Genomic DNA, 10,670 nt, shown 5'->3' with positions numbered 1-10,670 from the left:
GGTCGGCGAATTGCCCGCCGAGGCCCCGGCGGTGACGACGGTGCGGTCCGCGGTGGCGGCGCGCCGGGCGTTGCGGCTGGAGTACTACTCGGCGAGCCGTGATGTGGTGTCGGACCGGGTGGTCGATCCCATTCGGATCGTCGCCGTCGACGACAACAGCTATCTGCAGGCATGGTGCCGGGAGGCCGAGGGTGTGCGCCTGTTCCGGTTCGACCGCATAGAGTCGGCGGACGAACTCGACGAACCGGCTCGCCCGCCGCGGGAGGCCCGTGATACCGAGGCGGGGCTGGACCTGTTCCAGGACGATCCCGCGGTGCCGTTGGCGCGGCTGCTGATCGCCGCCGATCACGGCTGGGTGCTCGACCAGTACCCGATGCACCGGGTGGCGGTGCACGCCGACGGGAGTATCGAGGCGACCATGCGTTTCGCCACACTGGACTGGATGGCGCGGCTGGCGCTCGGGTTCGGATCGGGAGTGACCGTGCTGGGCCCGACGGATCTGGTGGCGGCGGTCCGGGAGCGCTCCGATGCCGCCCTGGCGGCGTATTCGGCCGCGGGGCTCGGCCTGCCCGCCTGACAACCGGCGGGTGCGTCGCGCGCTCGTGACCACCCGATGCGGCGGTGAACAGCGGTCTACCGGCGGGTGACGTGCGGGCATCTGCCCCAGGTTGGGTTCGATGCGGCTGTCTGGGCAGGTAGCATCGGAAAGACCACAGTCTTGGGAGGTAACCACAATGGGCAGTCTGAGCATCTGGCACTGGCTGATCATCGCGGCGCTGTTCGTGGTGTTCTTCGGCGCGAAGCGGATGCCCGACGCGGCCCGCAGTCTCGGCCGGTCGCTGCGTATCTTCAAGAGCGAAGTGAGCGAGATGCACAACGACGGCAAGCCCGCGGGCACCGCGACCGCGCAGCCCGCTCCGGAGCTGCCGGCCGGCCAGACGGCGCCGCCGGCGACGGAGACGCGGAGCGAGTCGAAAACGCTCTGAGCCCGTATCCGCGGGTCCGGATATGCCTGGACCCCGATACGATGCTGTCGACCCGGCGCTGCCGGCCGGGCCCTGACCGAATACCGGGCGGAGTATCGCCGGGGCACCGGACAGCGCCGCGGGCCGAGCGGAGCGAGGCACGCTGATACGAGGGCATCCACACACCATGCGAATTCCGTTCGACCCCCGGCACAGCAAGCGCCGGACCAATCCCGATGGCACCATGTCCCTGGTCGACCATCTGCGGGAGTTGCGCACCCGGCTGTTGATCTCCTTGGCGGCCGTGCTGGTCACCACGATCGTGGGATTCCTGTGGTACGCGCATTCGTTCTTCGGGGTGGAGAGCCTCGGTGAGATCCTGCGCGGTCCCTACTGTTCGCTGCCCGATTCGGCGCGGGCCTCGCTGACGCCCGGCGGCGAATGCCGGCTGCTGGCGACGGCACCCTTCGAGCAGTTCATGCTGCGGTTGAAGGTCGGCCTGACCGCCGGCGTGGTACTGGCCTGCCCGGTCTGGCTGTACCAGGCGTGGGCGTTCATCACGCCGGGCCTGTATCCGAAGGAACGCAAGTACGCGGTCGGTTTCGTGGTGACCGGCTCGTTCCTGTTCGTCGGCGGCGCGGTGCTGGCCTACTGGGTCATCTCGCACGCGCTGAGTTTCCTGCTCAGTATCGGTGACAATGTGCAGATCACCGCGCTGAGCGGTTCCCAGTACTTCAGTTTCATCATCCAGCTGCTGATCATCTTCGGAGTCAGTTTCGAGACCCCGCTGCTGATCGTCGGGCTCAATCTCATCGGGGTGCTGCCCTACGAGAAGCTGAAGGCCTGGCGGCGTGGCATCATCTTCGGCCTGTTCGTGTTCGCGGCGATCGTCACCCCGCAGGATCCGTTCTCGATGCTGGCGCTGGCTCTCGCGCTGACGGTGCTGTTCGAGTTCGCGGTGCAGTTCGCCCGGTTCAACGACCGGCGCCGGGCCCGGATCGAGGCCCAGCAGCTGAGCGCTCTCGACGACGAGGAGGCCTCCCGGATCGAGGCGCCGACCTCGGTCGATCCGGCGACGCCCATTCCGTCGGCCGATGCGGTGCCCGCCCCGGAACGGCCCGGTCGTCCGAGTACGGACTATTCGGACACCCTCTGACCGGCGCGGGCCCGTCCCCGGAAATTATCGGCGCGACCGGTGTCGGATTCCTCGATTAGTCTCGGAGCCGTGACACCGAACGCGTCGCTGACCGCCGAACTGTCCAGGTTCGCCGCCCAGCTGACATTCGAGCTGGACCCCTTCCAGCGCCAGGCCTGTACCGCCCTCGAGGAGGGGCACGGGGTACTCGTCTGCGCGCCCACCGGCGCCGGGAAAACCGTCGTCGGCGAATTCGCGGTGCATCTGGCGTTGGCGTCGGGCGGGAAATGTTTCTACACCACGCCCATCAAGGCTCTGTCGAACCAGAAGTTCGCCGATCTCGTCGAGCGGTACGGCCGGGATCAGGTGGGTCTGCTCACCGGCGATCAGTCGATCAATGCCGATGCCCCGGTCGTGGTGATGACCACCGAGGTGTTGCGGAACATGATCTACGCCTCGTCCGAGGCATTGCGCTCCCTGTCCCATGTCGTGATGGACGAGGTGCACTACCTGGCCGACCGGTTCCGCGGCGCGGTCTGGGAAGAGGTCATCCTGCATCTGCCGCCGGAGGTGCGGTTGGTGAGTCTTTCGGCCACGGTGTCCAATGCCGAGGAGTTCGGCGCCTGGATGGAAACCGTGCGCGGTAATACCGCCGTGGTGGTGGACGAGACCCGGCCGGTGCCACTGTGGCAGCACGTGATGGTGGGGCGCCGGATGTTCGACCTGTTCGACAGCGAATCCTCCGACCAGCGGGTACTGGTCGATTCGGATCTGGTCCGCTACATCAAACAGCGGGAGAGCGCCGACCGGATGGAGGGCTGGGGCGGTCCGCGCGGGCGGGGCGGCCCGCGGCGGTTCTTCCGGCCGCTGCCCCGGCCCGAGGTACTGGCCCGGCTCGACGAAGAGGGCCTGCTGCCCGCGATCACCTTCATCTTCAGCCGGGCCGGTTGTGACGGCGCGCTGGCCCAGTGCCTGCGCTCCGGGCTGGATCTGAGCGGCGCGGCGGACCCGGAGGTCGTCGACGCCATCATCGACAAGCACACCGGCGAACTGCCGCGCGCCGACCTCGAGGTGCTCGGGTATTGGGAGTGGCGGGAGGCGCTGCACCGCGGGCTGGCCGCCCATCACGCCGGAATGCTGCCCGCGTTCCGGCACACCGTCGAGGAACTGTTCGTCAAGGGCCTGGTCCGGGCAGTGTTCGCCACCGAAACGCTGGCGCTCGGGATCAATATGCCCGCGCGCACCGTGGTGCTCGAACGGCTGGTCAAGTTCAACGGGGAAACCCATGCCGAACTCACCCCGGGGGAGTACACGCAGCTCACCGGGCGGGCCGGGCGGCGCGGTATCGACGTGGAGGGCCACGCGGTCGTGCTGTGGCAGCCCGAGGTCGATACCAGCGCGGTCGCCGGTCTGGCCTCCACCCGCACCTATCCGCTGCGCAGTTCCTTCAAACCCGGCTACAACATGTCGATCAACCTGATCGACCGCCTGGGCGCGGAAGAGGCGCGGCTGCTGCTCGAGCGGTCCTTCGCCCAGTTCCAGGCCGATCGATCGGTGGTCGGCCTGGTCCGCGGTATCGAACGCAACGAGGGGCAGATGCGAAAACTCGCCGCCCAGCTCGGCGGTGAGGACGGGGACTTCCTGGAGTACTTCGGTCTGCGGGAGCGGATCAAACAGCGGGAACGCCGCCTCAACCAGCAGACCCGCACCGATCGGCGCACGGCCGGTGTCGCGGCGCTCACCGAACTCCGCCGTGGCGATGTGGTCGCCATCGGCGCCGGACGCCGGGCGGGGCTGGCCGTAATCCTGGAACCCGACGCGACCCCCGGTGATCCGCGCCCGCTGGTGCTCACCGAGGACAAATGGGCGGGCCGGGTCTCGGTCGCCGATTTCCCGGTGCCGGCCCAGCCGCTGGGCCGGATGCGGCTGCCGCGGCGGGTGGACCATCGCACCGCGCGGACCCGGCGTGATCTCGCCTCGGCACTGCGCAGCACCGGGATCACCGCCCCGCATCGGCCGCGCCGGGACAAGCGGGCCGCGGGCGCCGACGATCCCGAACTGGGCGCGCTGCGCCGGGCACTGCGGGCCCATCCCGCCCACACCCGGCCGGACCGGGAACAGCTGGCCCGGATCGGGGAGCGCTACAACCGGGTGGCCCGGGAGACCGAGGCGATGCGGCAGAAGGTCGCGACGACTACGAATTCGCTGGCCCGCACCTTCGACCGGATCGTCGGGCTGCTGGAGGAGCGCGGTTTCGTGCAGCAGGGGGAGGTCACCGCGGACGGGCGGCGGCTGGCCCGTATCTACGCGGAGAGCGACCTGCTCGTGGCCGAATGCCTGCGCCAGGGGTTGTGGCGCGGCCTGGGCCCGGCCGAACTGGCGGCCGTGGTGTCGATTTTGGTGTACGAATCGCGGTCGGAGGGTGGCTATCTCGGCGCCGCGGGACCCACCGCGCCGATCCGCCGCGCGGTCGCCGACACCATCGCCGAGTGGTCACGGTTGCGCAACGACGAGTCGGAGCACCGGCTTGCCCCCAGCCGTGAACCGGATCTCGGATTCGTGACCGGTATCTACAAATGGGCCCGCGGTGACGCGCTGGCGGATTCGCTGCTGGCCAGCGGTGACCAGGGCACCCCGCTGTCGGCCGGTGATTTCGTGCGCTGGTGCCGGCAGGTGATCGATCTGCTCGACCAGATCCACACCACCGCAGACGATACCGAGGTCGCGGCCACCGCGGCCAAGGCCGTCCGGGCGATCCGGCGCGGTGTCGTCGCAGTGGACGCGGCATGAGAGGGTCAGGCCCGGAGGCGGTAGCGGAGCGTAACCACGCAGGGCCCTCTCTCATGCCTCGGTAGGCACAGCATGAGAGGGTCAGGCCCGGAGGCGGTAGCGGAGCGTAACCACGCAGGGTCCTCGCTCATGCTTCGGTAGGCGCAGCGTGAGACCATCGATTGTGATTTGATTTCAACCGCACGCGGGGGGCTACCGTGTGTTGGACAATGCGAGTGGAGGCAACCAGATGAGCGGGCCGTACGGACCGAACGACGCCCCGGGCACCGGGGAGGGACGTAACGATCCCACCCAGGTCTGGGGTGGGCAGCAGCCGCCCGGTGCGGCGCCGCAGTGGGGGAACCAGCCGCCCGCGCAGCCTCCGGTGCCCGACCCGCAGCAGGCGCAGCCCACCCAGCAGTGGGGCAGTGATCAGGGTGGTCAGCAGTGGCAGCCCGCCCCGCAGCAACAGCAGCAGTGGAGCCAGCCGCAGCCCCAGCCGCAGCAGCCCCAGCCGCAGCAGTGGAACGACCCCAATCAGCAGCAGTGGGGCCAGCAGCCCCAGCCGCCGCAGCAGCAGTGGGGCGACCCGAATCAGCAGCAGCCGCAGTGGAGTGATCCGAACCAGCAGCAGTGGGGGCAGCAGCAGCCCCAGCAGCAGTGGGGCCAGCCGAATCAGCAGCAGTGGGGCCAGCAGCCGCAGCCCTCGGGTGGCGGGAAGAAGACCGGCCTCATCATCGGCGTGGCGCTGCTGGCGGTGGTGCTCGTGGTGGGTGCGGTTGTCGGCATCCTGACCCTCACCGCCAAGGACCAGCTGGACCAGGCCGCCGTGCAGACGGGCGTGGCGAAAGTTCTCGCGGATTCCTACGGCATCGATGATGTCAAGGATGTCCAGTGCCCCGCGGGCCAGGAGGTCGCGGTGGACGCCACGTTCACCTGTGATCTGAAGGTCGGTGGCGAGGCCAAGAAGGTCAACGTCAAGATCACCAAGGACGACGGCACCTACGAAGTGGGCCGCCCGAGCTGATCTCGTCCCCGGACGAACCCGCCGGATGCTGCCCTCCGGCGGGTTTTCGCTGTCGCGGCGCGGTCAGGCGCAGTTCGCCAGTGCGGTGATCAACCGCTCGACCGGGCTCTCCGCGTTGTAGGCGCGGGCGAGTTCGCGCAGCGCGTCGGTATCGGCCGGGATGGGGTGGAGGGTGTCGGGCCGGGACAGGATCACATCGGCGTCGCGCACCACTCGCACCACCGGCGCCGCCGCGTCGAGATAGTCGGCGGCCGTGCGCAGTTTGGTCCGGATTCCCTGGGCGAGGTCGGCGCCGGGATCGTCGACCGCCGCCCGCAGCGCCTCGAGCGAACCGAACCTGCTGATCAGGGTGGCGGCGGTCTTCTCGCCGATCCCCGCGGCGCCCGGGAGCCCGTCCGACGAATCCCCACGCAGTGTCGCCATATCCGCGTAGGCCGGGCCCGCGTTCTGCTGCGGGACCCCGTATTTCGCCGCGACCTCGGCCGGCCCGAACAATTCGGCCTTGGCCAGTCCGCGGCCCGCGTACAACACCCGCACCGGCGGTTCGGGAGTATCGCGGACCAGCTGCAACAGATCCCGGTCGCCGCTCACCACGATCACCGGGTCGGTGAGCTCGGTGGAGGCCAGGGTGCCCAGCACATCGTCGGCCTCCAGACCCTCCGCACCGCCCGTGGCGATACCGGCGGCGGCCAGCACCTCGAGGATCATGTCGACCTGCGGGGTGAGCCGGTCCGGTACCTCCTCTGTTCCCGGTTCGGCCGTGGCGGAGGTGTCGAGCCGATGGGCCTTGTAGGTGGGCACCAGATCCACTCTGAACTTCGGCCGCCAGTCCAGGTCCAGGCATACCACGAGCCGGGCGGGGCGATGCCGGGTGACGAGGGAGGCGACCATATCGGTGAACCCGCGCAGGGCGTTCACCGACCGGCCGTCGGACGCGGTGAGCTTGTCCGGGATCGCGTAGAAGGCCCGGAACCACAGACTCGCGCCGTCCAGCAGCAGCAGGGGACGCGGCGTGGATTCGGTCGTAGTCACCCGGTGAATCTACAAGGACCCACCGACGTATCCGATGTGCCGCCCCCCGGGTGCGAGGTAGGTTCGAGGTCATGAGCGCGCACACGGAGTCACGGTTCGCGGCGGAGGTCTACGGGCAGCGATTGGAGCGGGCGGTCCAGTTGATCCGCGACGCCCATCTCGATGCCCTGCTCATCACCCCCGGCCCGGATCTGCGGTACCTCATCGGATCGGCGGCCCAGTCGTTCGAACGGCTGACCTGTCTGGTGATCACCTCCGACAAGGCCACCCCCTCGGTGGTGATCCCGAAACTCGAGGTGTCGGGGCTGGCGGAGTCCGCCGTGGACGAACTGGGCCTGCGGGTGCTGGACTGGGTGGACGGGGTGGACCCGTACCAGTTGGTGCAGTCGGCCCTGCACATCGGCTCCCGGGTCGCGGTGGCCGATTCCATGCCCGCGCTGCATCTGCTGCCGCTGGCGCACAGTTTCAGCGGGCTCCCGGTCTCGGCGACGCCGGTACTGCGGGAACTACGCATGATCAAGGACGATGCCGAGATCGCGGCGCTGCGCCGGGCGGGTGCGGCCATCGACCGGGTGCACGCCCGGATGGGTGAGTTCCTGCGGGCCGGGCGGACCGAGGCCGAGGTCGGCAAGGACATCACCGACGCCATCGTGGCCGAGGGCCATACCGAGGCCGCGTTCGTGATCGTGGGCAGCGGACCCAACGGCGCCAATCCGCACCACGAGGTGTCGCAGCGCCGGATCGAGGCCGGTGACGTGGTGGTGATCGATATCGGCGGCCCGGTGGAGCCCGGTTACTACTCCGACTCCACCCGGACCTACGTGCTGGGTGAACCCGATCCGGAGATCGCGGCGCGCTGCGCCGAACTGGAACGCGCCCAGGCCGCCGCGGTGGCCGCCGTCCGGCCCGGTGTCCGTGCCGAAGCCGTGGACGCGGCCGCTCGCGAACCGCTGGAAGCAGCCGGTTTCGGGCACGCGTTCGTCCATCGGACCGGGCACGGTATCGGCCTGTCGGTACACGAGGAGCCGTATATCGTCGCGGGCAATGATCTGGAACTGCGGCCGGGTATGGCGTTCAGTATCGAACCCGGGATCTACTTCCCGGGCGAATGGGGCGCCCGGATCGAGGACATCGTGGTCGTCACCGAGGACGGTTGCGTGGCGATGAACGAACGCCCGCACGGACTGACCGTCCTTCCGGCCGACAGCTAGCCGGCCGGCGGTCAGGCCTCGCGCAACCGGACCCCGCACAGCACCCGCTGGACCTCGATGGCCAGCACCACCCGGGTCGGGTTCTCCCGGGGTACCCGGTAGCGCTCGGTATAGCGCCGTTCGGCTTCCCGGACCTCGGCCGGATCATCGAGGACGACCGCCGGGCCCTCCAGGGTCAGCCAGCGTGCACCGTCGACCTGGCCGACGGCGGCGTAACCCGACCGCCGCACGTTACGCGCCTTCACCGAGGCGCCGTCGGTGATCACCCGGGCCAGCCCGGCCACGGGATCCCAGGTGAAACCCACGGGCACCATGTGCGGGGTGCCGTCCGCCCGCAGAGTCGTGAGGGTCGCCAGATGCCGTTCGGTGAGGAACTCGACGGCCGCCGGAGACAATTCGGCAGTACGTAGCGTCATGGATCGACCGTAGCGGGTCGCCGCGCCCACCCGGCACGTCTCCCGGTTCCGCACCCCGCCGCGTACGGATGACAGACTGAGCGCATGGTTGTGCGTCGAACACGAGGGATCGACCCGGGCACGGTGCTGGTGCTGGGTGGACGCAGTGAGATCGGTCTGCAGGTGGCGCTGCGGCTCGCGCCCGGGCGGGCGGTGGTGCTGGCCGCACGGCGCTGCGAGGATCTGGACGCCGAAACGGCGGCACTCACCGCCGCCGGCGCGACCGCGGTGCATCCGGTCGAATTCGACGCCGACGATACCGCGAGCCATCCCGCCCTGCTCGGCAAGATCGCCGCCGACTACGGGCCGATCGGCGTCGCGGTACTGGCGTTCGGGGTGCTGGGCGAACAGTCCCGCGCCGAGGCCGACCCCGCCCACGCGCTGGCGGTCGTACACACCGACTACACCGCGCAGATCAGTGTGCTGACCGTCCTGGCCAACGAGATGCGCGCCCGGGGCAGCGGCCAGCTGGTGGTGTTCGGCTCGGTGGCCGGGGTCCGGGTGCGGCGCGCCAACTATGTCTACGGGTCGGCCAAGGCCGGATTGGACGGTTTCGCCTCCGGTCTGGCAGACGCGCTGCACGGCACCGGGGTCCACCTGCTGCTGGCGCGGCCGGGCTTCGTGGTGGGCAAGATGACCGAGGGCATGACCCCGGCCCCGTTCTCCAGCACGCCGGACCAGGTGGCCGCCGCGGTGGTGACCGCGCTGGGCCGCCGTTCGGCGCGGGTCTGGATCCCGGGAATCCTGCGCCCGGTGTTCTTCGGGATGCGCCTGCTGCCGCAGGCCGTCTGGCGGCGGCTGCCCCGGTGACCGCCGACCCCGCGCTCTCCTGGGCGGGGCCCCCGATTTCGGTGGTGGGTATCGGCGCCGACGGCTGGGTGGGGCTGCCCGACCGGTCCCGGCAGGTCCTGCGCGACTGCGCGGTGCTCTTCGGTTCGGCCCGGCAGCTGGCGCTGCTCCCCGGCGAGGTGACCGCGCGGCAGGAACCGTGGCCGTCGCCGCTGGTCCCCGCGCTGCCCGAACTGCTGGCCGAGTATCGCGACACCCGCGTCGGGGTCCTCGCCAGCGGTGATCCGATGTTCTACGGGATCGGTGTCACTCTCGCCCGCCTGCTCGGGCCCGGCGCGCTGCGGGTTTTCCCGCAGCCCTCGGCGGCCGCGCTGGCCTGTGCCCGGCTGGGCTGGCCGGTGGCCGAGGTGGGGATCGTCAGCGCGGTCGGCCGGCCGCTGGAACGGCTGTTGCCGGAATTGTCCGACGGGCGGCGGTTACTCGTACTCAGCGCCGATGCCGCGACGCCCGGGCAGCTCGCGGACCTCTTGCGACGCAACGGTTTCGGTCCCTCCACGCTGACCGTACTGGAGCAGCTGGGCGGGCCCGCCGAACGCCTGGTGTCCGGAATCGCCGCCACCTGGCGGGAGCCCGCGGGCGACCCCCTCAATATCGTCGCCGTCACCGCGGCGGGCGAACCCGGGCGTACCCGCCTCACCCGGCTCCCCGGCCTGCCCGACAGTGCCTACGGCGGAGACGGGCAGCTCACCAAAACCGAGATCCGGGCGCTCACCCTCGCGGCGCTCGCCCCCGGGCCGGGGGAGACGCTGTGGGATATCGGTGGCGGTTCGGGCAGTATCGCCATCGAATGGTGCCGCACCGATCCATCCTGCCGGGCGGTCGCATTCGAGATCCTGGCACGGCGCCGGGCGCAGATCGCCGCCAATGCCGCTGCTCTCGGCGTACCCGGTATCGAGGTGCGCGGCGAGGTGGTGGCCGAACTCGCCGGGGACGCGGTGGCCGGCACTCCCGATGCGCTCTTCCTCGGCGGCGGACTCACCACGCCCGCGCTGTTCGAGCACTGCTGGTCCCGATTGCCCGTCGGAGGCCGGCTGGTGGCGAACGCGGTCACCGCGGAATCGGAGGCGCTGCTGCTGGACTGGTCCGCGGCGCACGGCGGCGAGCTGCGCCGCTTCCAGGTCTACCGCGGCGAACCGCTGGGCCGCTTCACCACGTGGCGACCCCAGCTCCCGGTGACCCAATGGTCGGTGGTGAAGGCCCGTACCGACAGGACTTCCCGTATGTGAC

General features: G+C 70.2%; 10 protein-coding genes. 8 read left to right on the top strand and 2 right to left on the bottom strand.

Going from position 1 to position 10,670, the window contains the following annotated elements; all coding sequences use genetic code 11:
- The 5 genes from ON38_RS14020 to ON38_RS14000 form a co-directional block, all read left to right on the top strand.
- On the top strand, positions 1 to 577 hold a 577-nt coding region (locus ON38_RS14020; protein ID WP_039825216.1), incomplete at its 5' end, for a WYL domain-containing protein.
- Between the two features lie 157 nt (positions 578 to 734).
- Positions 735 to 986, top strand: coding sequence for a Sec-independent protein translocase subunit TatA (gene tatA / locus ON38_RS14015; RefSeq protein WP_039825215.1), 252 nt, complete (start codon positions 735 to 737; stop codon positions 984 to 986).
- Positions 987 to 1,152: 166 nt separating this feature from the next.
- Positions 1,153 to 2,121 (top strand): twin-arginine translocase subunit TatC, encoded by a 969-nt coding sequence (tatC, locus tag ON38_RS14010; RefSeq protein ID WP_039825214.1) that lies wholly within the window; start codon positions 1,153 to 1,155, stop codon positions 2,119 to 2,121.
- 69 nt (positions 2,122 to 2,190) lie between these two features.
- Complete coding sequence (locus ON38_RS14005) at positions 2,191 to 4,890, top strand: DEAD/DEAH box helicase (protein ID WP_039825213.1); 2,700 nt, start codon at positions 2,191 to 2,193, stop codon at positions 4,888 to 4,890.
- A 229-nt stretch (positions 4,891 to 5,119) separates the two neighbouring features.
- The gene (locus ON38_RS14000) at positions 5,120 to 5,896 is read left to right on the top strand and encodes a DUF4333 domain-containing protein (protein WP_039825230.1); all 777 of its coding nucleotides are present in this window, start codon (positions 5,120 to 5,122) and stop codon (positions 5,894 to 5,896) included.
- A 63-nt stretch (positions 5,897 to 5,959) separates the two neighbouring features.
- On the opposite strand, the gene ON38_RS13995 is transcribed toward ON38_RS14000, so the two are convergent.
- Complete coding sequence (locus ON38_RS13995; RefSeq protein WP_039825212.1) at positions 5,960 to 6,928, bottom strand: 5'-3' exonuclease; 969 nt, start codon at positions 6,926 to 6,928, stop codon at positions 5,960 to 5,962.
- A gap of 71 nt (positions 6,929 to 6,999) precedes the next feature.
- Between ON38_RS13995 and ON38_RS13990 the strand changes: the two genes are divergently transcribed.
- The gene (locus ON38_RS13990; protein ID WP_039825211.1) at positions 7,000 to 8,139 is read left to right on the top strand and encodes a M24 family metallopeptidase; all 1,140 of its coding nucleotides are present in this window, start codon (positions 7,000 to 7,002) and stop codon (positions 8,137 to 8,139) included.
- A gap of 11 nt (positions 8,140 to 8,150) precedes the next feature.
- Here ON38_RS13990 and ON38_RS13985 read toward each other — a convergent pair whose 3' ends face one another.
- A complete protein-coding gene (locus ON38_RS13985) occupies positions 8,151 to 8,555 on the bottom strand; it encodes a pyridoxamine 5'-phosphate oxidase family protein (protein ID WP_039825210.1) in 405 nt (134 codons plus the stop codon).
- 84 nt (positions 8,556 to 8,639) lie between these two features.
- On the opposite strand from ON38_RS13985, the gene dprE2 reads away from it, so the two are divergent.
- Together dprE2 and ON38_RS13975 are read left to right on the top strand one after the other, a co-directional pair.
- Positions 8,640 to 9,404 (top strand): decaprenylphospho-beta-D-erythro-pentofuranosid-2-ulose 2-reductase, encoded by a 765-nt coding sequence (dprE2, locus tag ON38_RS13980; protein ID WP_039825209.1) that lies wholly within the window; start codon positions 8,640 to 8,642, stop codon positions 9,402 to 9,404.
- Positions 9,401 to 10,669 carry a bifunctional cobalt-precorrin-7 (C(5))-methyltransferase/cobalt-precorrin-6B (C(15))-methyltransferase gene (locus tag ON38_RS13975; protein ID WP_039825208.1) on the top strand — a complete coding sequence of 423 codons (1,269 nt, stop codon included), beginning with the start codon at positions 9,401 to 9,403 and terminating at the stop codon, positions 10,667 to 10,669. The genes dprE2 and ON38_RS13975 overlap by 4 nt, the downstream gene beginning before the upstream one ends.
- Position 10,670: the final 1 nt, after the last annotated feature.

This window comes from Nocardia testacea NBRC 100365, assembly GCF_000308775.1.
GTDB lineage: Bacteria > Actinomycetota > Actinomycetes > Mycobacteriales > Mycobacteriaceae > Nocardia > Nocardia testacea.
Note: the sequence above shows the minus strand (reverse complement) of the source record. Positions and strands in the feature narration are given on the sequence as shown.